The organism is Psychromonas algicola, from assembly GCF_004378355.1.
GTDB lineage: Bacteria > Pseudomonadota > Gammaproteobacteria > Enterobacterales > Psychromonadaceae > Psychromonas.
Map to the genome: position 1 here is coordinate 110,752 of NZ_SNUB01000003.1, position 26,134 is coordinate 136,885.

General features: G+C 36.6%; 27 protein-coding genes and 4 tRNA genes. 15 read left to right on the forward strand and 16 right to left on the reverse strand.

From position 1 onward, the window contains the following. Positions 1-2: 2 nt before the first annotated feature. From bcp to ccoN, 11 genes are all read right to left on the reverse strand, one after another. Positions 3-473: a thioredoxin-dependent thiol peroxidase gene (gene bcp / locus E2R67_RS02465; RefSeq protein WP_134289356.1), complete on the reverse strand. Its 471-nt coding sequence runs from the start codon at positions 471-473 to the stop codon at positions 3-5. 10 nt (positions 474-483) lie between these two features. After that, entirely contained in the window at positions 484-1,422 is a 939-nt protein-coding gene (gene uspE / locus E2R67_RS02470; protein ID WP_134289357.1) for a universal stress protein UspE, read from the reverse strand. A gap of 122 nt (positions 1,423-1,544) precedes the next feature. Then, positions 1,545-2,288, reverse strand: coding sequence for an FNR family transcription factor (locus tag E2R67_RS02475; RefSeq protein WP_134289358.1), 744 nt, complete (start codon positions 2,286-2,288; stop codon positions 1,545-1,547). Positions 2,289-2,411: 123 nt separating this feature from the next. Next, positions 2,412-3,086, reverse strand: a complete 675-nt coding sequence (locus tag E2R67_RS02480) for a sulfite exporter TauE/SafE family protein (protein WP_208379440.1) — start codon at positions 3,084-3,086, stop codon at positions 2,412-2,414. A 3-nt stretch (positions 3,087-3,089) separates the two neighbouring features. Further along, a complete protein-coding gene (gene ccoS / locus E2R67_RS02485; RefSeq protein ID WP_134289359.1) occupies positions 3,090-3,320 on the reverse strand; it encodes a cbb3-type cytochrome oxidase assembly protein CcoS in 231 nt (76 codons plus the stop codon). Beyond that, positions 3,317-5,722 (reverse strand): heavy metal translocating P-type ATPase, encoded by a 2,406-nt coding sequence (locus E2R67_RS02490; protein ID WP_134289360.1) that lies wholly within the window; start codon positions 5,720-5,722, stop codon positions 3,317-3,319. The genes ccoS and E2R67_RS02490 overlap by 4 nt, the downstream gene beginning before the upstream one ends. Then, complete coding sequence (locus E2R67_RS02495) at positions 5,723-6,199, reverse strand: FixH family protein (protein WP_134289361.1); 477 nt, start codon at positions 6,197-6,199, stop codon at positions 5,723-5,725. 138 nt (positions 6,200-6,337) lie between these two features. Beyond that, positions 6,338-7,297, reverse strand: coding sequence for a cytochrome-c oxidase, cbb3-type subunit III (ccoP, locus tag E2R67_RS02500; RefSeq protein ID WP_134289362.1), 960 nt, complete (start codon positions 7,295-7,297; stop codon positions 6,338-6,340). Beyond that, positions 7,297-7,488 carry a cbb3-type cytochrome oxidase subunit 3 gene (locus tag E2R67_RS02505; RefSeq protein WP_134289363.1) on the reverse strand — a complete coding sequence of 64 codons (192 nt, stop codon included), beginning with the start codon at positions 7,486-7,488 and terminating at the stop codon, positions 7,297-7,299. The genes ccoP and E2R67_RS02505 overlap by 1 nt, the downstream gene beginning before the upstream one ends. Before the next feature lie 49 nt (positions 7,489-7,537). Then, positions 7,538-8,140, reverse strand: a complete 603-nt coding sequence (gene ccoO, locus E2R67_RS02510; protein WP_134289364.1) for a cytochrome-c oxidase, cbb3-type subunit II — start codon at positions 8,138-8,140, stop codon at positions 7,538-7,540. 13 nt (positions 8,141-8,153) lie between these two features. After that, positions 8,154-9,584: a cytochrome-c oxidase, cbb3-type subunit I gene (gene ccoN, locus E2R67_RS02515; protein ID WP_134289365.1), complete on the reverse strand. Its 1,431-nt coding sequence runs from the start codon at positions 9,582-9,584 to the stop codon at positions 8,154-8,156. A 220-nt stretch (positions 9,585-9,804) separates the two neighbouring features. Between ccoN and E2R67_RS02520 the strand changes: the two genes are divergently transcribed. Further along, on the forward strand, positions 9,805-10,302 hold the full coding sequence (locus E2R67_RS02520) for a hypothetical protein (protein WP_134289366.1): 498 nt from the start codon (positions 9,805-9,807) through the stop codon (positions 10,300-10,302). A 69-nt stretch (positions 10,303-10,371) separates the two neighbouring features. On the opposite strand, the gene E2R67_RS02525 is transcribed toward E2R67_RS02520, so the two are convergent. From E2R67_RS02525 to E2R67_RS02540, 4 genes are all read right to left on the reverse strand, one after another. After that, on the reverse strand, positions 10,372-10,827 hold the full coding sequence (locus E2R67_RS02525; RefSeq protein ID WP_134289367.1) for a DoxX family protein: 456 nt from the start codon (positions 10,825-10,827) through the stop codon (positions 10,372-10,374). Then, positions 10,824-11,621: an HvfC/BufC N-terminal domain-containing protein gene (locus E2R67_RS02530; RefSeq protein WP_134289368.1), complete on the reverse strand. Its 798-nt coding sequence runs from the start codon at positions 11,619-11,621 to the stop codon at positions 10,824-10,826. The genes E2R67_RS02525 and E2R67_RS02530 overlap by 4 nt, the downstream gene beginning before the upstream one ends. After that, positions 11,614-12,453 (reverse strand): MNIO family bufferin maturase, encoded by an 840-nt coding sequence (bufB, locus tag E2R67_RS02535; RefSeq protein ID WP_208379441.1) that lies wholly within the window; start codon positions 12,451-12,453, stop codon positions 11,614-11,616. Before bufB ends, E2R67_RS02530 begins: the two co-directional genes overlap by 8 nt. Positions 12,454-12,524: 71 nt before the next feature. Then, positions 12,525-12,785, reverse strand: coding sequence for a BufA1 family periplasmic bufferin-type metallophore (locus E2R67_RS02540; RefSeq protein WP_134289370.1), 261 nt, complete (start codon positions 12,783-12,785; stop codon positions 12,525-12,527). A 313-nt stretch (positions 12,786-13,098) separates the two neighbouring features. Between E2R67_RS02540 and E2R67_RS02545 the strand changes: the two genes are divergently transcribed. The 12 genes from E2R67_RS02545 (at position 13,099) to E2R67_RS02600 (ending at position 23,889) form a co-directional block, all read left to right on the forward strand. After that, complete coding sequence (locus E2R67_RS02545; RefSeq protein WP_134289371.1) at positions 13,099-13,662, forward strand: sigma-70 family RNA polymerase sigma factor; 564 nt, start codon at positions 13,099-13,101, stop codon at positions 13,660-13,662. Then, the gene (locus tag E2R67_RS02550) at positions 13,655-14,371 is read left to right on the forward strand and encodes a DUF3379 family protein (protein ID WP_134289372.1); all 717 of its coding nucleotides are present in this window, start codon (positions 13,655-13,657) and stop codon (positions 14,369-14,371) included. The genes E2R67_RS02545 and E2R67_RS02550 overlap by 8 nt, the downstream gene beginning before the upstream one ends. A 339-nt stretch (positions 14,372-14,710) precedes the next feature. Then, positions 14,711-14,786: transfer RNA gene (locus E2R67_RS02555), tRNA-Asn, on the forward strand. Positions 14,787-15,065: 279 nt separating this feature from the next. Continuing rightward, positions 15,066-15,141: transfer RNA gene (locus tag E2R67_RS02560), tRNA-Asn, on the forward strand. A gap of 143 nt (positions 15,142-15,284) precedes the next feature. Next, positions 15,285-15,360: transfer RNA gene (locus tag E2R67_RS02565), tRNA-Asn, on the forward strand. A 218-nt stretch (positions 15,361-15,578) separates the two neighbouring features. Then, a tRNA-Asn gene (locus E2R67_RS02570) sits at positions 15,579-15,654 on the forward strand. Between the two features lie 530 nt (positions 15,655-16,184). Then, positions 16,185-16,496, forward strand: coding sequence for a hypothetical protein (locus tag E2R67_RS02575; RefSeq protein WP_134289373.1), 312 nt, complete (start codon positions 16,185-16,187; stop codon positions 16,494-16,496). Positions 16,497-16,740: 244 nt separating this feature from the next. Continuing rightward, positions 16,741-17,769 carry a CNNM domain-containing protein gene (locus tag E2R67_RS02580; protein WP_134289374.1) on the forward strand — a complete coding sequence of 343 codons (1,029 nt, stop codon included), beginning with the start codon at positions 16,741-16,743 and terminating at the stop codon, positions 17,767-17,769. 157 nt (positions 17,770-17,926) lie between these two features. Next, entirely contained in the window at positions 17,927-19,144 is a 1,218-nt protein-coding gene (locus E2R67_RS02585) for an ammonium transporter (protein WP_134289375.1), read from the forward strand. Between the two features lie 215 nt (positions 19,145-19,359). Further along, positions 19,360-19,986: a uracil phosphoribosyltransferase gene (gene upp / locus E2R67_RS02590; RefSeq protein ID WP_134289376.1), complete on the forward strand. Its 627-nt coding sequence runs from the start codon at positions 19,360-19,362 to the stop codon at positions 19,984-19,986. A 79-nt stretch (positions 19,987-20,065) separates the two neighbouring features. Beyond that, entirely contained in the window at positions 20,066-21,340 is a 1,275-nt protein-coding gene (locus E2R67_RS02595) for a uracil-xanthine permease family protein (protein WP_134289377.1), read from the forward strand. A gap of 134 nt (positions 21,341-21,474) precedes the next feature. Beyond that, positions 21,475-23,889, forward strand: coding sequence for a DNA polymerase II (locus E2R67_RS02600; protein WP_134289378.1), 2,415 nt, complete (start codon positions 21,475-21,477; stop codon positions 23,887-23,889). A gap of 69 nt (positions 23,890-23,958) precedes the next feature. Here E2R67_RS02600 and E2R67_RS02605 read toward each other — a convergent pair whose 3' ends face one another. Then, on the reverse strand, positions 23,959-25,011 hold the full coding sequence (locus E2R67_RS02605) for an aldo/keto reductase (protein ID WP_134289379.1): 1,053 nt from the start codon (positions 25,009-25,011) through the stop codon (positions 23,959-23,961). A 390-nt stretch (positions 25,012-25,401) separates the two neighbouring features. Between E2R67_RS02605 and E2R67_RS02610 the strand changes: the two genes are divergently transcribed. Both E2R67_RS02610 and E2R67_RS02615 read left to right on the forward strand, forming a co-directional pair. Beyond that, positions 25,402-25,653: a hypothetical protein gene (locus E2R67_RS02610; RefSeq protein ID WP_134289380.1), complete on the forward strand. Its 252-nt coding sequence runs from the start codon at positions 25,402-25,404 to the stop codon at positions 25,651-25,653. Between the two features lie 110 nt (positions 25,654-25,763). Then, positions 25,764-26,126 carry a DUF1294 domain-containing protein gene (locus E2R67_RS02615; protein ID WP_134289381.1) on the forward strand — a complete coding sequence of 121 codons (363 nt, stop codon included), beginning with the start codon at positions 25,764-25,766 and terminating at the stop codon, positions 26,124-26,126. The last annotated feature ends 8 nt before the right edge of the window (positions 26,127-26,134 follow it).

Here is a 26,134-nt window from a genome sequence, read left to right on the forward strand (position 1 = left end):
TCTTATTCGCCAGATTGTAAATAATCCAATACAACTTGATGATGATCTTTTGTTTTGAACTTATCAAAGACCTTTTCTACTATGCCTTGTTCATCGATTAAAAAGCTAATACGATGAATGCCATCATAGATTTTACCCATGAATTTCTTTTCGCCCCATACACCAAACTGATCTGCCACTGCATGGTCTGTGTCTGATAACAGTGGAAAGTTTAATTCCTTTTTAGTAACAAAGTTTTCAAGCTTCTTAACGGGATCTGGGCTAACACCTAATACAATTGTATTTAGGTCTGCAAGTTGCGCGTTAATATCTCTTAATCCACAAGCTTGGGTAACACAGCCTGGTGTCATTGCTTTAGGATAAAAGTAAACAAGTACTTTTTTTCCAGCTAAATCGGCTAAAGAAACGCTGTTACCATTGTCATCATCTAAAGTGAATTGTGGTGCTTTATCACCTTTAACTAGTCTGTTCATTTTACCTCTATTAAGTTAGTTTTATTGGGCTTACAAAGCCTTTAGGTTTAAGTGCAAGTAGGTCACTGTTTAATTTATCAATAACTTGCTCCGCGGTATGGCCCAATAATGTCGCGCCAATACCTGAGTGTCCTACTGATCCTAAAATTACCAATGCAGCATCTAATTCATTCGCTACATTACTAATTACATCTTCAGGGATCCCTTGATGTAAATGCGTGTTTTTAGGATCGATATTATATTTCTTAGCATACTCGTTTAACGTTTCTTGGTGAATTTTTTTTAGTCCATCTTCGTAATGGATTGGATCAAATTCAGGCAATTCCATCATGATATTCATGGGGGGGCTAGGATAAGCATTAACAATATGTACATTAGACTTGATCATCGCTGCAATATCATTGGCTTCCGTCAAAATTGATTCGCTTAAATCATGTTGCTCATCGTCCTGAATGCTTTTACAGTCAATTGCGCAAAGTATATTCGCATTTTCAGGCCACGAGTCTGCTTTTACTAATAGTAATGGAATAGGACATTTACGTAATAAATTCCAATCTGTCGGTGTGAATAAAATAGCACTCAATTGAGAGTGTGGGTGAGTCGACTTAATTAGTAAATCATATCCATTCTTTAGTATAAGTTGAATCGCCGCTTGGAAAGGGCGGTTATGCCAGCAAACCTCACAACTTATTTTTAAGCCTTGCTCTGCATAAGGTGCAGCCAGTGTATTTAACCATTCTTGGTTATCTTTTATGACAAGAGATTGCATGGTTTGACGTTCTTCTGCTGAACTTAGCGATGTCATTTCATAAGTTAAATCGTAGCAACTTAAAAACAAAGTTATTTTTGCATCTTGTTCTTTTTGAGCAATTTCAACTGCGCGTTGTAATGCAGGTTGTTGTTCTTGAGTTGGGTCTATATAAACTAAAATATTGCGATATTTAAGCATGTTAGCCTCCAAGATTATTAATAAACCATACTATAATTTAGTTTAAATTTTAGGAAACTGATAGGATATAAGCCAGAAAAACCAAATTAAGTTTACTCTGGCTATATAAGTGTGAGGTGGAGTTAAGCTTTAGGAGAAGCCGCTGCTAATTCAGCTAGTTGTACTTCATCTAATACTGTAATGTACTTGCCTTTTACGCCTATCATACCGCTTTTTTGGAAGCGTCCTAATAAACGACTGATGGTTTCAACGGTTAAACCTAAGTAGTTACCGATATCTCCACGTGTCATTGATAATCTGAATTCTTTTGGAGAGAAACCACGTGCAGCATAACGTACAGATAGGTTATGAATAAAAGAGGCTAATCTTTCTTCTGCATTTTTCTTAGAAAGAAGCAGGATCATATTTTGATCGCCAACAATCTCAGAGCTCATAAGGCGCAATATTTGCTGTCTTAACTTAGGCATAGTTGTAGATAAGTTATCTAAAGTATCGTAAGGGATTTCACAGATCATCGCTGTTTCAAGTGCTTGAGAGAAACTAGGATGAGTACCTGAACTGATACCATCAAAACCAACTAGGTCACCAGCAAGGTGGAATGCTGTGATTTGCTCATCACCTTGTTCTGTAATGGTATAAGATTTTAAGGTACCAGAACGAATTGCATATAAGCATTTCATTTCTTCACCAGCTTTAAAGATCTCTTGACCCTTCTGAATTGGTTTTTTACGTTCGATGATATCATCCAAACGATCTAATTCAGTTTCATTAAGCGAATAAGGGATACACAGCTGACTTATGCTGCAATCTTGACAGTGAATGGCACATCCGTTTATTTGTGAACGTCCTGAAGTACTTTTATCCATATAGACTCTTAATATTTTATTGATTTAGGTCATAGTATCACTTTACAAACGCCCTTTAAATACACAAATTAAGATAAATCGGGACGATGTAAAAGTTATGATAAAGCCTACATTTCTTTATTATTATATTTGATCTATCGCCACAGACAGTGTCTGTAAAGCAAATAAGGCCAACACTAAACCACTACCGTAACGAAACCATTGTTTATTAAGTAGTTTTTTTAGTTTATGGCTTAAAGAGCCAACTAACATCATCGCAGGTAAAGTGCCCAGACCAAATCCGAGCATGATCATTAAGCCATTAATGCCATCACCAGTACTGATTGCCCAGATTAAATTTGAATAAACGAGACCGCAAGGTAACCAACCCCAAAAAAAACCAAGAGGAAAAGCCAGAAGAGGGTGTTTTAACGGAAGGAAATATTGAGCAATGGGTTTAATAAATTTCCATAATAATTGCCCTGAGCGCTCTACAAATAATAAACCGTTCCAAATTCGGGCAATATAAAAAGCCAATAACAGCATCATAATGCCAGCAAAGATGCGTAAATAAATAAGCGATTCTTTACCGCCCATCCAAACCAGTAATAAGCTGCTACTTGCTGCAAAAACAAAGCCAGCAATAGAATAACTACTGATTCGCCCTAGGTTGTATAATAACAAGCTAAGTAAGCCATTTTTTTGTTGTGGATTGATAGAAAAACTTAATGCACTAGCAATGCCAGAACACATTCCAATACAATGTCCTGCACCTAATAAACCGACTAAAAAAGCACTGAAAAAGTCGTTAATGATCATGGCTTAATGATCCTTTTTCTCTGATGACTTATCCTCAGAAGACTTGCTTTCAGATAGTATTTTGTTTGTTTCTGAGGTTGATTTTGCATCGATAACATCTTCATCAAAAAGAATATTAACCGCTTCTCTGTCTAAATCTTCATATTGATTAGACTTGACCGCCCAAAAAAAGACAAGAACGGCTATCGCAACAAATATCATCGCAATGGGGATTAACACATAGATAATGCTCATTTTAATAACCTTAATGAATTACTAACCACAATTAACGAACTAAAGGACATGCCTAATACTGCAACATATGGTGGCACTAAGCCCATTACTGCTAATGGTACAATAATTAAATTATATCCTAGGGCCCAGCCTAAGTTTTCCTTAATGATATGCGTTGTTTGTTTGGCATTACTTGCTAATAATGCAACTTTTTGTAGGTCTGAACCCAGCAAAATAACATCCGCACTGTTTTTAGCAATATCGGTCCCTGTCGCTAATGCCACAGAAACATGAGCGCCAGCTAAAACAGGAGCATCATTAATACCATCGCCAATCATCGCGACCTGTTGCGTGTGTTGTAGTTTTTGAATATGAGCTAACTTCTGTTGTGGACTCACGCCTTTAACAACATTGTTAATGCCTAACTGCAGTGCGACTTCTTCGCTTTTATTGGAAATATCGCCAGTTAGAAGTGTGATATTCCAATTTTTTTGTTTACAAAAATCAATTAATGCTTGTGCTGATTCTCTAACCTCATCACCCAATTCAAAGGTTGCGACTAATTCACCGTCGATTGTTAAATACAATAATAATTCTTGGCTTAAACTTGTTTGTTGTATTTCACAAAACTTAGCGTGCCCTAATTTAACCTGATGCGCTTGTAAGTTATTGTTCCAAGTCGCTTGAAGTCCTTGGCTAGGAATGTTTTTAAGATCGCTTAAATTAATTTGTTGTGTTTGTAATTCAGAGAAAGCGACTGCAATAGGGTGCTCTGAAGTCTTTTCAAGGTTTGCTGCTAAATTAATACAATCCTGTTCACTGTATTGGCTATGAACCGTTGTTGTTAATAATTTAAAGTTGCCCTTAGTTAAGGTGCCTGTTTTATCAAAAACAATATGCTGAATTTGATTAATGGTTTCCAAAACATGGTGTTGTTTAATTAAGATCCCCTGTTTATTAAGCTGAGCGGTTGCACAAGTTAAGGCTGTTGGGGTCGCAAGTGATAAAGCGCACGGGCAGGTTGCAACGAGTACTGATAACGTGATCCAAAAGGCTTGCGCTGGATCGATGAAATGCCAAGTGGTATAAGTGATCGCTGCAATAATTAATAATGCGCCTACAAAATATCGTGAAACAATATCGGACATGATTTCGATACGAGGTTTATTTTCCTGCGCACTATTTTGTAATTGAATAATATCTGAAATAAGTGTGTTATTACCTACATTCACGACTTCAATAGTTAATGGGCTACTGATGTTCACTGTGCCTGCATATACTGTATCAAGCGCCTGTTTAAAAACAGGCAAATGCTCACCTGTTAACATGGACTCTTCTATATTACTTTGTCCATCAATGATCTTTCCATCTACAGCAATCGTTTCACCTGCTTTTACTAAAATTCGTTGGCCTGCAATTAATGTTTTAGCTGGAATAAGCTGATGTATTATTACACCGTCCTCTGAGTCTAAAAGCGTGGCCATTGAAGGCAATAAGCGTAACAAATTACTGCTTGTTTCCGAGGCTTTACGTCGAGCTCTTAATTCTAATAAACGTCCCAATAACAGTAAAAAAGTAAACATAGACACAGATTCAAAATAAACTTCACCTTGCTCCATGATTGTTGCATAGCCAGAAGCAGTGTAAGCGCCTAATAATGCGATAGAGATCGGAATATCCATGCCAAGCGTTTTATTGCGAATATTGCGCCATGCATTAACATAAAAGGGTTGTGCACTATAAAGAAGAACAGGCGTGGCTAAAATAAAGCTTACCCATCTAAAATAATGAATAAACTCTTCTTCCATACCTGAGAAAAAATCAGCATATAAGGCAATTGCAAACATCATGACTTGCATGGTAGCTAAGCCTGCTAGCCCTAAACGTCTTAAATAGGATTTTACTTGGGCATTGTAAAAAATTTCTTGTTGGTTAACTTGGAAGGGGTAGGCTTTATAACCAATTTTTTGTATTTTTTGAAGTATTGTACTTAAGGCAAGTTGTTCATTATCCCAACGAATCACTGCGCGGTTTAATGTTGTATTAACATTGACAAATTGCAGGCCAGCTAAAAAACGTAATTGTTTCTCGATCAACCAAGCACAAGCAGCACAACTTATACCTTCGACAGTTAAAGTCACTTCAGTGATTGAGCCAGCTGTTTTTATAAAGTCTGATTGAATTTGTTCAAGATCGTAATGCTCAAGCTGCTGTAATTCTTCGGGAACTAAAAACTCACCTTTACTCGCTACTTCTGTTCTATGCTCATAATAAGAGCTTAACCCACTATCAACAATGGTTTGGGCTACAGCTTGGCAGCCAGGGCAACACATTTCTTGTGTCTGACCATTGATAGTAACCTGAAAACTTAAGTTACTTGGATTAGGCTCTCCACAATGAAAGCAGTGATCTTTGTCTTGCATTTATAGTGCGATATTCTTAGCTGGGAATTGTACTGCTTGTTGTAAGCGCCATTGTTTATCAAAAGGCTCTATACGAAGTGTCCATTTACCTGTTAATGAATCTTCCGTTTCATAACGATAATCACCGTTTGCATCTGCTGTTAACATTTGTGCTTTATCGCGTTTCGATTGTGTAGAGTGGTATAAAGAAAAACTGATTGATGCGTTTGTTTCTAAACCTTCAAGTTTGATCAATAAACCATTTGGTTGTTGAGTGACTAAGCCAGAAATACCTAACTCTTTGGCTTTTGTTAGTAAGCTTAAATCGGCATTAATTGCTTTACCTGTTTTATAATAATCATCAACCACCATCTCAGGCTTGTTATCGGTAGCAATAATAAGCGTACTGATACTAGCAACTACGGCTGCCATTGGTAAAATAATTAAAAACCAAGGCCAAAATTGTTTAAACCAAGATTTTTTTGTATTTGTTTGCATGACAGTTCCTGTTGTTTATAGAGCGGGTGACAATGGCCAATAATTTAGCATCAACGATAAATTTTAGCTATAAAAAAGCCCCGATTGACGAGGCTTTTGATATCTATTTCACTTAAATAAAGCTTTGTTTAGTTAAGTCTATTTTTGTTGTGATAAAGAGTAAACATAAGCAGAGATAACTTGAATCTTATCTTCACCTAAAATACCGCTCCAAGCAGGCATTACACCATTTCGACCGTTGTTAATTGTATCTTCAACGGCTTTACGTGAACCACCGTATAACCAAACTTTATCGGTGAGGTTAGGCGCACCAAATGCTTCCATTCCTTTACCATCTGCTCCATGACAAGCAGCACACATAGCAAAACGTTCTTGACCAGCTTGCGCTTCGATTGAGTTAACACGACGACCACTTAATTGTAATACGTAGCTAGTTACTTCAGTTACGCCTTGCTCACCTAGAATATCTTTCCAAGCTGGCATTGCTGCAACACGACCGTGCATTAAGGTTGCTTTGATTTGCGCTGGATTACCGCCATATAACCAATCATTATCAGTTAAGTTAGGGAAACCTTTACCACCACGAGCATCTGAGCCATGACATTGAGCACAGTTTTGTAAGAAGAGGCGTTGACCTACTTTTACTGCTTCAGGATCGTTAGCAATGACTGCGATATCTTTATATGCTCCAGATTCATCATAAGCGAGTTGTTTAAATACTGCGCCATACTTAGCTTCTGCATCATTAATTTCACGTTGGTATTGCGAGTGCGATGTTTCAGCTAATTTTTCTGATTCTTCAGGAGATTTAACGCTTTGCTCTGAACTTGACCAATCCAATAAACCATTCCAGTTTGCTGTATAGCTTGGGAATGTGAACGAGTAAATTAGTGCAATGACGATAGTGAACCAAAATAAACCTACCCACCATTTTGGAAGTGGGTTATTTAATTCTTGAATGCCATCAAAAGTGTGAGGCATTGGTTCGCCTTCTTCAACACCCGTTGAGTTTGTATTTGCTGATTTCAGAAGCACTGCACAACCAATAATGACGGTTAGTGTGATAACAGTGATCCATATTGTCCAAAAAATGCTCATTATTTTTTAGCTCCCGTATGTTCGCTTGAAGTGCTTTCATACTTTGTTGTATCCAGATCGTCATCTAAAATTGAATTACCCATTTCTTCAAACGTCTGTTTATGTTTTTTACTGTAAGCCCACAAAATCAAAGCAACGAAAATTATAATTAAGAACAAAGTATATAGTCCGTTAAATGTTGCAAAATCCATTATAGCCTCCAGTAGTTGAGAAGCGCTTATTGCTAAGCGCTGTTATATATTATTTAAATGCGTGACCTAGTTTTTGTAAGTATGCAATCAATGCTTGCATTTCAGTCTTACCTTCAACCGCCGCTTTTGCTCCAGCGATATCTTCATCGGTATAAGGCACCTTGAAGTTATTTCTGAAAATCTCTAACTTACGTGCAGTATCTTCACCTGTTAAAGTATTTGTTGCTAACCATGGGAAGCCAGGCATATTAGATTGAGGTACTACATCACGAGGATTAAGTAAGTGTACTTCATGCCATGCATCTGAATAACGACCACCAACACGTGCTAGATCAGGACCGGTACGTTTAGAACCCCATAGGAATGGATGTTCCCATACATGCTCACCAGCCATACTGTAGTGTCCATAACGTTCTGTTTCAGCACGGAAAGGGCGGATCATTTGGCTGTGACATACACTACAACCTTCGCGAATATAGATATCACGTCCTTCCATTTCTAATGCTGTATACGGAACAAGTGTATCAACAGGTTCATTGGTTTCTTTTTGAAATATTAATGGCGTGATTTGAGCCAAGCCACCAAAACTAATCGCGATGATAATGAAGATAGCTAATAAGCCAACATTCTTTTCAATAAATTCGTGTTTCATTATTAACTCTCCTCTAACCTAATTCTTGAGGCTTGATAGAGCCTTCTTCAGCAGAAATCGTTTTGTATGTGTTGTAAGCCATAATAAACATACCGCTTAGGAAGATAATGCCACCTAATAAACGCATTGCGTAGAATGGGTAAGATTTTTCTAATGACTCAACAAATGTGTAAGTTAATGTACCGTCTGCGTTTACCGCTCTCCACATTAGACCTTGCATCACACCTGAAATCCACATTGCTACGATATAGAAAACAGTACCGATAGTGGCTAACCAGAAATGTAAGTTAACTAATGCCGTGCTGTACATACCATTTTGACCGAATAAACGAGGAATCAAGTGGTAAAGAGAACCGATTGAAACCATTGCAACCCAACCAAGTGCACCTGAGTGTACGTGGCCGATTGTCCAGTCTGTGTAATGAGATAAAGCATTAACCGTTTTAATTGCCATCATTGGACCTTCAAACGTAGACATACCGTAGAAAGATAATGAAACCACTAAAAAACGTAAAATAGGGTCAGTACGTAGTTTATGCCAAGCACCAGAAAGCGTCATGATACCGTTGATCATACCACCCCAAGATGGAGCAAATAGAATTAAAGACATCACCATACCTAAAGATTGAGCCCAATCAGGTAATGCTGTGTAATGTAGATGATGTGGGCCAGCCCAGATGTATACCGCAATTAAAGCCCAAAAATGGATAATTGATAAACGGTAAGAGTAAACAGGACGGTTAGCTTGTTTAGGTACGAAGTAATACATCATGCCTAAAAAACCTGCTGTTAATAAGAAACCAACTGCGTTATGTCCATACCACCATTGCACCATGGCATCAACGGCTCCAGCGTAAACTGAGTATGATTTCATTGAACTCATAGACACAGGAATTGCTAAACTATTTACAATATGTAATACCGCAACAGTTAGAATGAACGCACCAAAGAACCAGTTAGCTACATAAATATGAGATGTCTTACGTATTGCTAATGTCCCAAAGAAAACCGTCGCATAAACAACCCAAATAGCAGTAATCAATAAATCGATTGGCCACTCTAGTTCTGCGTATTCTTTAGAGGTTGTGTAACCTAGAGGTAAAGAAATTGCAGCAGAAAGAATAACTAATTGCCATCCCCAAAATACAATTGAAGCTAACGGACCACCAAACAATCTTGTTTGACAGGTACGTTGTACCACGTAAAAAGAAGTTGCCATTAACGCTGATGTACCAAATGCAAAAATAACAGCATTAGTATGTAATGGACGTAAGCGGCTATAAGTAAGCCAAGGCGTATCGAAATTTAAAGCAGGCCAGACAAGTTGAGCGGCGATAATTACGCCAACTGCCATACCTACAATACCCCAGAGGATAGTGGTAAGCGTAAACTGACGAACAACTTTCATGTTGTAATCAGGTTGTATATTGGTTGCGGTTGTCATTGTATTGATTCCATGCATTTATTTATAATGTACGTTTATTAGACGTAATAATAAGTATTCAATAATAGAAACTATCAAAGTAAATTCAAAAGTTCTATATTTGAGGCGAAGTTTACGCGACAATTGAAAAAATAAACAGATTTGCATTGCTTTAATGTTAATAAAACTAAGGTTTATGTTAAAAAATGCGCGTTAACCATTATTTTTACAGGGAATTACAATGTTAACAAAAAGCAGATTGATTCAATTGCTTATTATGCTGTGTTTGCTAATCGGGCTTTTTATCTGGCGTACCATTGAATCAATGACTGACAAACAAGCAACGACGAGTGATGAAACATCGATTGAAGCACTAATTTTAGATGAAAGTGTTTGTGATTTTTCTAAAGATTGCACCTTTAATTCCCCTTTTGGGGCATTCACGTTATCCGTTGAAGAAAGGGAAATTACACCTGAAAGTTGGTTTCATCTGACGCTAAAAAGCGAATTGAAAAATTGGAAAGTGTTGAGCGCAAAAACAATTGGCAAAACTATGTTTATGGGAAAAATACCAATGCAATTTTCTCAAGTAACAGAAATTGAAGGACAATTTATTTCAACTACAAAAAGTATGGTAGGAGTCTGTACTACTGATAGGATGTTATGGCGCTTTGATATTACTGTTGAAGTCGATAATACGCCTGTTAATTTATATTATGATTTCTTAATTATTCGATAGTTAGTAATCAAAAATATGCATAACAAGTGAAAGTAGAACAATCATTGTTATGCATATCGAGTGTATGTTTTAGAATTTATCTAAACGGTTGTTTTTTCTAGTTAATAAGTGATCAACTGAAATTTTACCAGCGCCCCACATAATGTTCATCAAAATAAGTGCTCCCCATAACTGATGGTCATAAAAACCACCTTTCCATAATACTGGGTATGAAATAACTGCCACCATATTCACCATAAACAGACCAATCGCTACCGGGCGAGTGAGTAAGCCAAGGACAAAGAAAATAGGTAATACTAGTTCAGCAGCCGTTGCTAAATAAGCAGCTAATTCCCAAGGAATTAAAGGAACTTGATATTCTTCTTTAAATAAATATAAAGTGCTATCCCAGGTGGTTACTTTTAAATAGCCTGATTTCCAAAATACATTAGCAACCCACAAGCGAGCGGCTAATAACACTAAAGGCTCTATATATTGCTGAAGAGCCTTAACTGCTTGCTCATAAAAATTGATTAATGCATTCATTGTTTTCCCTTATTTTCATTGATAGTAAATCCACTGATTAAATTTGCTGTTAATAAGTCACTTAACTGCTCTTGCAAACTGCTAGGTTGCAAATTTTCTAAAGTCACCTTTTGTTGTAGTTGTTTAATTAATTGCCATTGAGGCTCTGACAGTTCAATTACATTAATAGTAAAGTCTGGGTTCTTTTGTAATAAAAGGTAGCACTCATGGTTAAGATCAGCCTCTTTAACATCATTGTTTTTTATCATATTGAATAATAAGTAGATGTTTTGTGTGCTATCAAAAACAAGGTAATCAGATCTGATTAAAAATTGTAGTTCAGCAAAATCATCAGCTGCAACTTGTTGTAAAGCTTGAGGATCAAATGCACTTTGTTGTATTGGTAAATTTTGAGAATGCTCATATAACGATTCAAATTTAGCCATTTCTGCTATATAAGGCATCTCCGCTAACTGCGGTAATGTGCTTAGGTATTCGGGGAAGCCTTCGCCATATACTCGAATATTATTTTCCGTAGGTGGATTATTTAACAGATAGTGCCTTGCAACGCTTTCAAAAAACTCGTCTCCCACTAATTGCAGAGTACAGTTATAAACTGCTTTTAAGCTATCCGTTACGCTGATTACAAAATTATTACGATGTATCTGTAATAACTGATCCGCACTAAAGCCAACTTTTTCTTTTAATTGCGAAGCAATATCTGAATCTTGATATAATAGTGTTTGGCTAAAAGCTTCCTGGAGGGCTTTAAGTTTTAAAGGAGTAAATTTCCCCATATTTGTATCGTTATCCATGAGATGAGTCCGTTAAAATATGTTTTGCTTTATCACGTTCACTTAATAAAACAGAAATATCAGGTAAATCTGCATCCCACTCGATTAAAGTGACTGCATTATGAATTTTGCCAATATTATCTTTATATAACTGCCAAACGGGTTGGTTAATTGGTTTACTGTGTGTGTCGATGAGAATATCACCGTTTTCAAATTCTTTACGCGTATGTCCTGCTAAATGGATTTCTTGCACTTTGTTAAAATGAATTATGTCTAAATATTGCTGTGCTGAAAAATCATTATTTACTGCACTCACATAAATATTATTAATGTCTAGCAATAAACCACAGCCTGTTTTTTCACTAATTTGATTAAGAAACTCTGCTTCAGGAAGATCAGTTTCTTGATACTCTAAATAAGAAGAGGGGTTTTCAATAATAATTTGCGTTTGTAAATAATCTTGTACTTGATTGATATTGCTAACAAAACGCATTAGCGCTTCGTATGTATAAGGTACAGGCAATAAATCATTAAAATAAGCACCTTGTAATGAGCTCCAACTTAAATGATCAGAGACTAAAAAAGGGTTAAATTCATTAATTAACGTTTTTAATTGCTTTAAATGTTTAATTGAAACTGCTTCATCACTGCCCAGAGAAAGGCCGATTCCATGAAAGCTTAAAGGGTAATGTTGGCTGATTTGTTGTAGATAAGAGTAATGTAATGAGTGCGGGTCAAAATAGTTTTCACTATGTACTTCTAGAAAATCTATTGCAGGTTTAGTTTGTTCAATTACTTGATAGTGTTCAGGCCTTAACCCTATCCCTACATTAGTTGTTTTTGGACTATGCACATTTATGTCCTTGTAAATGCTGTATAATGACCGGGTTGCCCCGGTCTAAATTCATTAAACGTAAATAATTATTAAGCTGTAGGAGTTAAGCTTCCGCCTGTAATTTTTCCACATAAACCTTTTGGTACTGCGATGAATGCATCACCTTGGTTATCAACAGTTGACGTACCAGCACAAGAACTTGTGTTCGTTGCACAATCATTTTGACCAGCAAGTGCAATTCCGTAACATTTTTCTTTGCTTGCTGCCATTGCTGGAGCTGAAACTAGGCTGCCGCCAACTGTAATAAGAGTAGAAACTGTCGCTGCTAGTGCAAGATTTGATTTTTTCATGAGATGTATCCTTTATTTTTAATGTAAAATGGCACGTATTACGTGCGTAGATTATATGTTCAATGATATATACCGTATATCTAGAAAAAAAATTTCAATTAATTTAAAATTTTTTTTTACAAAAATGTAACTTTAGTTCTTTTTAGATAAAATCATTTTTTTCGACAATTTATTTAAAGGTTGGTATTTAATCATTACCAATCAAAGTACCTTATTCAGTCACTAGCTAAGACTTTAAATTAAGGCTTTATAAGATAACAACGGATAGGCTTTCTAAGTGATAACGGATATAAATAAGTAGTTAAGGAATTTAATGAATCTTTTTACAAAAAAGCGAAATAAAAGTTCATCATCCTCGGTCATTAAGGATATGGATAGAAAACAAAAAAGATACGAGTCATTAGTGAACGTCTACAGTGCCGACTTATACCGTTATGCTTACTGGGTATGTCGTGATTCTGAGGTCGCTCAAGATCTAGTACAAGAAACTTGCTTACGAGCTTGGAAAAGCATTGATAGCTTATTAGATGACAAATCAGCCAAAGGTTGGTTATTCACTATATTAAGGCGTGAAAATGCACGACGCTTTGAGCGTAAACAATTATCTTTAGTAGATATCGATGATTACGAGATCGCTGCGGAAGAAGACACTAACCATTATGATAAAGAACTTATTAACCAGAAAATAGCTGCATTACCAACGGATTATAAAGAGCCGCTACTTTTACAGTTAATTGCAGGTTTTACAGCTGATGAAATAGCTGAACAATTAAGTTTGAATAAGAACACCGTTTTAACACGGTTATTCAGAGCGAAGAATTTGCTCAAAACCAATTTGAAAGTTGAGATTGAAAATAATGGAGAAGCGCATGGATGATATATTATTTCGTCATACCGCGATTGCGACACCTAATGAAAAGTCAGAAGATTTTTTAGACAAGTTAGCAGAGTCGGAGTGTGCACAAAAGTTAGTAAAAGAAAGTAAAGAATTCGATCAACTATTAAAAGATAGTTTAAAGATCGATGTTCCAGATGATCTCGCTAATAAAATTCTTTTAGAACAAAGTTTTGCGATTGAGCAAGACAGAGCCGTGAGCAATCGCTGGCATATTGCAATCGCTGCTTCAATTGCGTTTGTTATCGGATTAAGTGTACCTGTGGTAAACAGTACTCTTAACCATCAAACACCGAATATTGGTAGTGTTGCTTTACAACATGTTCAAGAAGAGTACTTTTTAACAGCAAAAGTGAACGAGCAAGCTAGTTTACAAAATGTAAATGTTAAATTAGCGCGTTATGGTGCAGAAGCAAGTGGCGGGTTAGGTAATGTTTACTTTGTAAATTATTGTAGTTTTGAAGGTACTTCAGCATTACATATGATTTTACAAGGTGAAAAAGGACGTGTAACTGTATTTATTGTTCCGGATGATGCAGATTTCACACCGGCTGCTGAATTTGATAACCAACACTTTAAAGGTATTTCAGAACATATCGGTAAAGCAAAAGTTGTTATTGTTGGTGAGCACGATGAACCACTTGAAAAAATGAAAACAATGTTAGATAAAAACATTAAATGGGATATCTAATTTCTGCTTTTATTATAGAATAAAACAGGGATTTGCCTATAATTGTGATTGGTTGCTTGAATTATCAGCAACCAATTTTTTTATCTGCCTTTTTTGTTGACATGGGTAAACGCAAAAAATATACTGCGGCCCTCTTTAACGAGACACTGTTAATTTATTGTTAGTGTTAACGGTTTTAAAAAAAATCCTCTTTAGCTCGGTTGGTAGAGCAATAGAGACACTGTTAATCCGTATTTAGATTTTTCAGTGAAAAAGTTACAATTCCTCTTTAGCTCGGTTGGTAGAGCAATAGAGACACTGTTAATCCGTATTTAGATTATTCTGTGAGAAAGTTACAATTCCTCTTTAGCTCAGTTGGTAGAGCAACGGACTGTTAATCCGTGTGTCGCTGGTTCAAGCCCAGCAAGAGGAGCCACATTTAGTTAAGCTTGATGATTCGAGCATAACGAAGTCGCAAGACTTAAAATTGTTAGCTCAGTTGGTAGAGCAACGGACTGTCCTCTTTTGAAGGTATAGCGTGTGTCGCTAGTTCAAGCCCAGCAAGAGGAGCCACATTTAGTTAAGCTTGATGATTCGAGCATAACGAGTCTGATAATTTGAAGACTTAAAAGAACAATTCCTCTTTAGCTCGGTTGGTAGAGCAATAGAGACACTGTTAATCCGTATTTAGATTATTCAGTGAGAAAGTTACAATTCCTCTTTAGCTCAGTTGGTAGAGCAACGGACTGTTAATCCGTGTGTCGCTGGTTCAAGCCCAGCAAGAGGAGCCACATTTAGTTAAGCTTGATGATTCGAGCATAACGAAGTCTGATAATTTGAAGACTTAAAAGAACAATTCCTCTTTAGCTCGGTTGGTAGAGCGATAGAGACACTGTTAATCCGTATTTAGATTATTCAGTGAGAAAGTTACAATTCCTCTTTAGCTCAGTTGGTAGAGCAACGGACTGTTAATCCGTGTGTCGCTGGTTCAAGCCCAGCAAGAGGAGCCACATTTAGTTAAGCTTGATGATTCGAGCATAACGAGTCTGATAATTTGAAGACTTAAAAGAACAATTCCTCTTTAGCTCGATTGGTAGAGCAATAGAGACACTGTTAATCCGTATTTAGATTATTCAGTGAGAAAGTTACAATTCCTCTTTAGCTCAGTTGGTAGAGCGATAGAGACACTGTTAATTCATTGTTAGGATTAACAATTTAGAAAGACAATTCCTCTTTAGCTCAGTTGGTAGAGCAACGGACTGTTAATCCGTGTGTCGCTGGTTCAAGCCCAGCAAGAGGAGCCACATTTAAAAGCCTACTCATTTGAGTGGGCTTTTTTTTGCTTTCGTTTTGTAAAAAGATCAAAAAATAATTCCTATTTTGCTCAGTTGGTAGAACAACGGACTGTCCTCTTTTGAAGGTATAGCGTGTGTCGCTGGTTCAAGATCCGTAGATAGTCGTATTTACAATCCTGCTTAGATCAGAATAATAAGGTGGATTAAGGAGTTATTATTAAAGAATGAAATTAGTTGGTAGTATTGCCAGATAAACTGTGTCATTTTACATTCAGTATCATAACTTGAAGTTTAATAAGAGTGTTTGTGACATTAAAGTTAAAATATCCAACACAATGATTTATATATTTTAAAAGGTGAATACTCGCTGTCGTTATGGCCTATATTCAGGCTGAAAATAACCTTGTATTATGGTGTTATTCATTGAGAATAAAAACATCTATCAATCAGGATATAATCTTTATTTCTATAGCATTAAATTATATTGGATTTTATAAGTTGATATCTCATTAAATGATAAAATATAAAAAGGTATCATTGTGAATGAGAATAAAGTTGGCAAAAAAGTAGTAAGAATAGCTGAAATTCATTTAAAGCATATTGAGCGAATTATTGGTGTTGAAGTTGATGTAAACGAGAAAGCTAAGTTTGCTAGTTTTTCTGATATAGATGAACTCACTAAATCACGAGTGAGAGATATTTATTCTCAATCGGATGAATTGAGAGCTCAAGCTTATCTCATTTATTTACTGCCTAAGAATATTGATCGTAGCAAAGTTTTTAGTTTTTTATTTGAAGTGATTATTGAGGGGGTAAGTCAAGAAGAATGGGAAGTTAAGTATGATGAATAAAGTACTTCTGAATACCCTCATTGCTTGTCATAAAATGTTACGTTTTTTAATCAGTATTTTTCTGAATCTTAACTTGAAATAAAACACCTGCACATATGGTCGATAGCTTGCATTCACACTTAATTGTTGTGAATTGCTTCATAGGTGTGCAACCAGTTAAAGAGAAGAGCGCCTTTTTACTGTTTAAAGGGGGCATTATGTTGTATAAATTAAGTACGATTTTAAATGGAGTACTTAATTCTCAATGACACTACTTATAATTTATCTTAGTTTGGCTATTGGTATCTCTTTCATTTGTTCTATCTTGGAAGCGGTTTTGTTATCTGTTACCCCGATTTATATTACTCAGATAAAAGAAAAACAACCCGGTGGTGCTGCTGTACTTAGTAAAGTAAAAAATAAATTAGATCAGTCTATTTCAAGTATTTTAATTCTTAATACTTTTGCTCACACAATGGGCGCGGCAGGTGTCGGTGCTCAAGCAATTCGTATTTATGGTGAGCAATCAGAAACATTAATTGCACTATTATTAACTTTAGCTATTTTATATTTCTCTGAAATTATTCCTAAAACACTAGGTGCCACATTCTGGCGTCAATTAGCGATCCCTTCGGCTTATACCATCAGTTTTTTAGTGAAATTAGTTTTCCCATTAGTTTGGATATCAACTCGTCTTACACAATTATTTAGTGGCAATAAAAAAGATTCAATAAGTCGAGATGAAGTATTAGCCTTCACCGCCTTAAGCTATAAAGAAGGTGCGTTAGCAACGCAGGAAAATGTACTCGTTGAAAATATCTTAAAATTAAGGGAAGCCAAAACAGGCGACATTCTAACGCCGAGAACCGTCATGCATGCTTTATCTGAAGAGTTAACCGTTGAAGCTGCATTAAATGAAGAGAAAACCGCAGTATTCTCTCGTATCCCTGTATTTCAAGATAGTAAGGACTCCATTACTGGACTGGTTTTAAAAAACGAACTTTATAATTATGACAGGCAGGGTAAAGGCGATGTTTTATTAAAAGATATTTGTTCACCCGTTCATAGTATTTCAGAAGCTTTTCCTGTTTTAAATTTGCTAGATTTATTTATAAAACGGCATGAGCATTTATTTGTAGTTGAAGATCACTTTGGCCAAACCTCTGGTGTGGTGACTTTAGAAGATGCAGTAGAGACCTTACTAGGGAAAGAAATTGTTGATGAAAGCGACCGAGTTGAGGATTTACAACAGATGGCAAAACAGCAATATAGAGAACGACTGCGCAAGAAATAAACACATCCAAACCATAAAACCAGTAATACAAGATGTATTGCTGGTTTTTTTATTTAAAAAAAGGTAAAACCGACATAAAAAGCATAAATTTCTACTAACGAGGGCATTGATCAGTTAAAGTTGCGTGATTTTTTTAAAGGGCTTGAAAGAGGGATTCATGGAGTTAATAGAGAACCACGTTACTGCTTTAGTGAGTAGTGCAGATACATTATTTATTTTATTAGGTGCAATCATGGTTTTTGCCATGCATGCAGGCTTTGCTTTTTTAGAAGTCGGCACCGTTCGTCACAAAAATCAAGTTAATGCATTAGTTAAAATCATGTCTGATTTTGGCGTTTCTGCATTAGTTTATTTTTTCTTTGGTTATTGGCTTGCTTATGGCGTGACCTTTTTTGATAGCGCATCTGTGCTAGCTGAAAATAACGGCTACGAGTTAGTGAAATTTTTCTTCTTAATGACCTTTGCTGCTGCGATCCCTGCCATTATTTCAGGTGGTGTGGCTGAGCGAGCTAAGTTTAACCCTATGTTAATCGCTGCCGCTTTATGTGTTGGTTTAGTTTACCCATTTTTCGAAGGTTTAATGTGGAACGGTAACTATGGTTTTCAAGAGTGGTTAGAAGTTACTTTCGGTGCACCTTTCCATGATTTCGCAGGTTCAATTGTTGTTCATGCCGTTGGTGGTTGGATTGCATTTGCAGCGATTATTGTTTTAGGTAGCCGTAAAGGTCGTTACCGTAATGGTAAATTAGTTGCCTTTGCACCATCTAATATTCCATTACTTGCTTTAGGTGCTTGGATTCTATCAATTGGTTGGTTTGGTTTTAATGTAATGTCAGCACAAGCGATTGAAGGAATCAGTGGTTTAGTGGCAATGAACTCATTGATGGCAATGGTTGGCGGTATTATTAGCTCGCTTGTTATCGGTAAAAAAGATCCTGGTTTCATTCATAATGGACCGTTGGCTGGTTTGGTTGCTGTATGTGCAGGTTCTGACTTAATGCATCCTATGGGCGCATTATTTACAGGCTTGGTTGCTGGTGGCTTATTTGTTTGGTTATTTACTTATGTACAAAATAAATTCTCTAGTTTTGACGATGTACTAGGTGTTTGGCCATTGCACGGCGTGTGTGGTTTATGGGGTGGGGTTGCTGCTGGTATCTTCGGCCTAGAAAGTTTCGGCGGTTTAGGTGGTGTTAGCTTTATTAGTCAGTTCATTGGTTCTATTCTAGGCGTGGTATTTGCAATGGTTGGCGGATTTATTGTATATAAACTTGTCAGTGTGTTTGCTCCACTTCGTTTAAGTGAAGAAGAAGAGTTTAATGGTGCCGATATAGCCATTCATAAGATTGGTGCAACCAATATGAATAATAACTAAGATTATTATTAAAAGTTAAAAAATAAAAAGGCTAAGAAGAAATTCTTAGCCTTTTTTTGTCGCGCTTTATTTCTAGTAAATAAACTGAAATTATCTATATAATAGCTACCCAATATGTGGCTAAAGTCGACTAATAATGATGTAACACATTATTTGAATCTTTTAGCGCTGCTATTATCACCCGATTTTAAATTTTACCCATTTGGAGAAACATCATGAAAGTAGTTGAAGTAAAACATCCCCTTATCCAACATAAATTAGGTTTGTTACGTGAAGCGGATATTAGTACCAAACGTTTTCGTGAGTTAGCTCGTGAAGTAGCAAGTCTATTAACCTATGAAGCAACTAAAGATTTAGAGTTAGAATCGGTAACAATTCAAGGTTGGGAAGGCGAGTTAGAAGTTCAACAAATAGCAGGTAAAAAAGTAACCGTTGTGCCTATCTTACGTGCCGGTTTAGGTATGATGGATGGTGTTTTAGATTATATTCCAAGTGCAAAAGTAAGCGTTGTTGGTATTTACCGAGATGAAGAAACGCTAGAGCCTGTTCCATATTTCCAAAAATTAGTGAGCCAAATTGATCAACGTTTAGCGCTAGTTGTAGACCCAATGCTAGCAACGGGTGGTTCAATGATTTCTACATTAGATCTAATTAAAGAAAGTGGCTGTACTAACATTAAAGTCTTAATTCTCGTTGCCGCTCCTGAAGGTTTAAAAGCATTAGAAGAAACGCATCCAGATATCGAAGTTTATACTGCTTCAATTGATTCACACTTAAACAAAAGTGGTTATATCGTACCGGGTTTAGGTGATGCGGGTGACAAAATATTTGGTACTAAATAAGTAAACCGATAAAGCTTAAATTATTAACACCAACGAATACTTGAAACCTGTAATCTAAAACCATTAAATGGAGTGTGAAATGTCGGTAAGTCCTTCAACCGAACAAGAAAAACAACCAGTGGAAGATATCACCAAAAACCTTAACGTTTTCCAGCAAGCACTTGCTGGTTCACAAATGTTATTTGTTGCCTTTGGTGCCTTAGTATTAATGCCATTAATCACAGGGCTAGATCCAAATGTAGCCTTGTTTACTGCGGGTATTGGTACCTTATTATTCCAATTCGTTACCAAAGGTCAGGTGCCTATTTTCTTAGCATCTTCTTTTGCATTTATCGCTCCGATTGCTTACGGCATTCAAACTTGGGGCATTCCTGCGACTATGTCTGGTTTATTTGCCGCAGGTGTTGTGTACATGCTGATGTCTTACGCAGTGAAACTAAGAGGTGTTGAATTTATTCATCGCTTATTACCACCCGTTGTTGTTGGTCCGGTGATCATGGTGATTGGTTTAGGACTTGCGCCTGTTGCCGTTAACATGGCATTAGGAAAAACTGGTGATGCTAGTGCGATATTGATGGATCAAAATACCGCGATGATTATTTCATTTTCATCGTTAATCACGACATTATTAGTATCAACATTAGCAAAGGGCATCTTTAAATTAGTGCCTATCTTTTGCGGTGTCATTGTCGGTTACGTTTTATCACTTGGTTTTGGTGTATTAGATTTTTCAGTAATTAGTAATGCTGCTTGGTTAAGTTTCCCACAGTTTGTAACCCCTGAGTGGAATTGGCATGCAGTGTTATTTATGATCCCTGTTGCGATTGCACCTGCCGTTGAACATGTTGGTGATATCCTTGCCATTAGTAACGTAACGGGTAAAGATTACCTTAAAAAACCAGGGTTACATCGCACGCTATTTGGTGATGGTATTGCAACAAGTGCAGCTTCATTATTTGGTGGTCCACCTAATACCACTTATTCAGAAGTAACGGGTGCGGTCATGTTAACACGTAACTTTAACCCTAAAATTATGATGTGGGCGGCTGTTATTGCCATTTTATTAGCCTTCGTTGGTAAGTTTGGTGCGGTATTACAAACAATTCCAGGTGCAGTAATGGGTGGTATTATGATGCTGTTGTTTGGTACGATTGCATCCGTTGGTTTAAATACAATGATTCGTCATCGTGTTGATTTATCACAACCACGTAATATGTGTATTGTTTCTGTTACGTTAGTATTTGGTATCGGTGGAATGGCATTAGGTATTGGCTCGTTTAGTCTACAAGGCGTAAGTCTATGTGGTATCGTAGCTATCTTACTTAACTTATTATTACCTCGTCATAGAATATAAACTTTACTGTTTATATTGATGATTAAAAAAGACTGCTTGCAGTCTTTTTTGCTTTTAGTCGCCTTATTTAAGGTAAAGCTTAAAGACACTATTTAAAGGTAACGCTTAAGCTTAAAGTACTTTAAAATATGCTTATGACAGAAACATCTATCACTTCACTCTCGGGTTTAATCTTATCGCGTCAGCAAGCTGAAACCGCGAATGGTGTTGATCTTATCTTTTGGTTAAGCACTGAACGTGGTCCTTGTCGCGTGGTTGTTCCTCAACAACGTTATGTGTTTTTAATCGAGCAAGATCAGCTTGAACAAGCTCAAGAAATTTGGGAACAAGAAAACTGTCGTCCAGATTTTATTAGACCTGTGGATATCAAAACCTTTAATGGCAAAACCGTTTGCGCAATTTACACGTTGAAACAGCAACTTCATAAATGGTGTCAGCTTGCCTTAATGCAAAAAAATATCGCTACTTACGAAGGCGATATTAAATTAAGTGACCGCTTTTTAATGGAACGCTTTATTTATGGTTTAGTAAAAGTGTCCGGACAAATTGATTGGTTAGGAAACTACTGGTCATGCCAACAAGCGACTTTATCAAGTGAAACTAGCGTTGATGTTATTGAAGCAAATACAAAACTACGTATGGTTTCATTGGATGTTGAATGTAGTCCTGAAAGTGAGCTATATAGTATTGGTTTAAGCTACGGTAACACTGCTAACTCAAAGCAAGTGCATCAAACCGTACTAATGATTGGTAAACCTCAAGTAGCAGAAGATATTAACATTGTGTGGGTGAAAGATGAACGTGCGCTATTAAGCAAGTTGATTGAGTGGTTTATTACGCATGATCCCGATGCAATTATTGGTTGGGCCGTTGGCAATTTTGATATGCGTTTATTAGCTAAACGAGCGCAGCTTCTAAATATCCCATTAACCATTGGACGGGATGGTAGCGCCTTAAAGTGGTTAACACATAGAGATGATCCTAACGCTGGTTCAGTCATATTAAATGGGCGAGTCGTATTAGATGGCATAGATGCATTAAGAAACGCAAGCCTACATTTCGAAAGTTACAGTTTAGAGTTTGTCAGTCAGGCGTTATTTGGAGAAGGTAAATTAATCGCTACGAATAACGATAAAGGATTAGAAATCAAACGTCAGTTTGAACAAGAGCCTGTGACATTAGCGCGTTATAATTTACAAGATTGTTTATTGGTAGAGCGCATTTTCGAAGACAAACAACTCGCAGAGTACACCATTCAACGAGCACGTTTAACCGGCTTAGCTTTAGATAGACGTGGCGCTTCAGTGGCTGCATTCACTAATTTATACTTACCTTTATTACATCGTAGCGGTTATATCGCACCTAATTTAGGGGATATTCAAGCGCAACATTCTCCCGGTGGATTTGTAATGGATTCATTACCTGGGTTGTATGAATGGGTATTAGTATTAGATTTTAAATCGCTTTATCCCAATATTATTCGTAGTTTTAAAATTGATCCACTAGGTATGATCGAAGGATTGTTAGAGCCTGAAGATAAAACTATTCCGGGGTTTAGAGGAGCAAGGTTTAGCCGAACACAACATCATTTACCTAAAATATTAGATGCGCTCACCAGTGCCCGTGAGCAAGCTAAAAAAGAAAAAAATAACGCCTTCCAGCATGCCATTAAAATCATAATGAACAGTATGTACGGTGTATTAGGATCTTCTGGTTGTCGTTTTCATGATACGCGTCTTGCTAGTTCTATTACTCTTCGCGGTCATCAAATAATGCAACAAACCGCTGCTTTTATTGAGAATAAAGGCCAACGCGTTATTTATGGTGATACCGATTCTACTTTTGTATTCCTAAAAGATTGCCAAAATTTACAACAAGCGAATCAAGTTGGGCAAGAGCTTGCTTTGCAAATCAATAAATATTGGTCTGAATTATTGCGTGAAGAATTTGATTTAGACTGTTACCTAGAAATTGAATTCGAAACCGCTTTCTCTAAGTTTTTTATGCCCACGTTACGTGGCCAAGATACAGGCTCTAAAAAACGCTATGCAGGTTTAAAAGCTACAGAAGAGGGCGAAGAGATGGTGTTTAAAGGTTTGGAAACGGTACGTTCAGATTGGACTGAGCTAGCACAAACATTTCAACAAACCTTATATCAAAAGATATTTGCAGGCTTACCTGTTGATGAATACATCATAGAAACGATTGATCAGCTCAACCAAGGTTTATTGGACGATAAGCTGGTTTATCACAAACGATTACGTCGACCATTAGCCGATTATGTGAAAAACATCCCTCCGCAGGTGCGTGCAGCTCGTTTAGCAGACCAAAAAAATGCACAGTTAGGATTGCCACTACGCTATCAAGAACGAGGCAGAATAGGGTATTTGCTCACAATTAACGGTCCTGAGCCAAAAGAGTATTTACAGTCTAACATAGATTATCAACAGTATGTTGACAAACAGTTGAAGCCTATTGCCGAAGCGATCCTGCCTGTATTAGGCAAGGATTTTAATATCATTACCTCAGATCAGATGTCACTGTTTTAATTTTCTAAAAAACAAAAAAAAGCGACTTAAATTAAGCCGCTTTTTAAACTAACTATTATTTAATATCAATTAGAAAGGTGCAGGATACTTTTGTAATACTGCACGAATATCCGCTAATGCCTGCTCAGATAGTGGCTCTTTAAAGGCATCAATATCTTCTTTTAATTGTGCAATACTGGTTGCACCAATAATCGTAGACGTTACTCCATCAATTTGATCACACCACTTCAAAGCTAACTGTGCGGCTGTAATACCATTAGCTGCTGCAATTTCTTGGTAGGCAGTGATCGCTGCTGTGCTGGCTTCAGTATCACGGAATAAGCCATTACGTTGTTGAATCGTCCAACGGCTACCTTCAGGACGTTGTCCGTTAAGGTATTTACCACTTAGCATACCACCAGCCAATGGTGACCAAGGTAAGAAAGCAACATCTTCATGAACACAGTTTTCAATTAAATAAGGCCAATCCTTTGCGTGTAACAAGTTGAATTCATTTTGAATTGAAACCATGCGTGGCAAATTATGTTGTTCGCTTAATTTTAAATAAGTATTAATGCCCCAAGGCGTATCATCAGATAAACCGCAATGGCGAATTTTACCGGCTTTAACACAGGCATCTAAACCTTGTAATACGTCTAGCATCAATTCAGTTTGTTGAGCGCTATCGCTGTCTGAAAATTTGTAATGGTTCGGCGCGTGTTGACCAAAGTGCGGAGATTGACGATTTGGCCAATGTAATTGGTATAAGTCAATGTAATCTGTTTTTAAACGTTTTAATGATGCTTCCACAGAGCTGATCACTGCATCACCAGTGATAATCCCACCATCGCGTACCCAAGCCATGCCAGGACCTGCAATTTTAGAGGCCAATACAATATTTTCACGTTGGCTAGGGTTATTGGCTAAATAATTTCCTATGATAGATTCTGTTTTACCATAGGTTTCTGCAGAAGGGGGAACAGCATACATTTCAGCAGTATCAATAAAATTAACACCTTGCTCTAAAGCATAAGCTATTTGTTGGTCTGCATCTTGTTGGTTATTTTGAAGCCCCCAAGTCATACTGCCTAAACAAACTCGAGAAACGGAAACCTTGCTACTGCCTAATTTTGAAAATTGCATGTTTACCCTTTTTGGTTATCTAATCTATAGTAATAGAACTTATGATTATTTAATGAATAGTTATCTAAATCAACAGGCTTAATGTAACTGGTTATCATGCACTTGTATATTAACTAGGGGCGATTCAAACGATTTAAACATCAAAAAACAAATAAAATCCTGATGTAAAAAGCGATAAATTGTGATGTTTTATAAGGAATGAATCAGAAGCTCAATTTAGTTGAATTTTTTTATCGATTTTTATTTAATTATGAGTTAAAAAGACAATATATGGTTTTTTATTCATAGGGAATAAAAGCTTCTCCATATTTATTTAGTATTTTTTAAAATTTTTGTAGTTATAAATGGCCTGTAAGCGATATTCATAAATCGCATAATTGGAGAATTAAAATGGCAAGTACTAACAGTAACTCTCTACAAATTGAAGACGAGACTCAAGATCAAGAATCTGCTGAATTCTTTTCAGAAGAGGATTGGGAAGAAGAGGAAGAAAACCAAGCTTCATCTTCTAAAAAGAAGCAGATCTTAAATGATAGAAAACGAGGCAAAATTCGCCGCAATATTGAAGAGATTAAAGAAAGAAGACGTTTAAAAGAATTATTAGGTGATGACTACGACGACTTTGATTATCTAGATAGTTAAAGCAAAGATTTACCTGATTATCTTAACGCTATTTCAGAAAGGGCTGATGACAACATCGGCCCTTTTTTTTGCCTTAACATCATTGATGATTGAAAAGAGTTTCCTTTTGCATGAAAAATTTATTACTTATTATTCTCTCTGGACTTCATATTGCAGGTTTAACTTATTTGCAATCCATTGAACAATTACCTTTATGGTTCTTGTTGTTTTTTATTGCTTGCAACGTATTGAGTTTTATTTTCTATGGAATGGATAAATTAGCTGCTGTGAAAGGTTGGCAAAGAACGCGTGAGCGTCATTTCTATGCTTTAGCGTTATGTGGAGGTTGGCCGGGCAGTGTATTAGGGCAAATCATTTTTAATCATAAAACGAGCAAAATCAGTTTTAGACGATGGTTTTATTTTATGTCTAGCATTAATCTTTTATTAATGGGTTGGTACTTGAATCACTATCTGTTTCATTTATTGTCATAGTCGCGGCT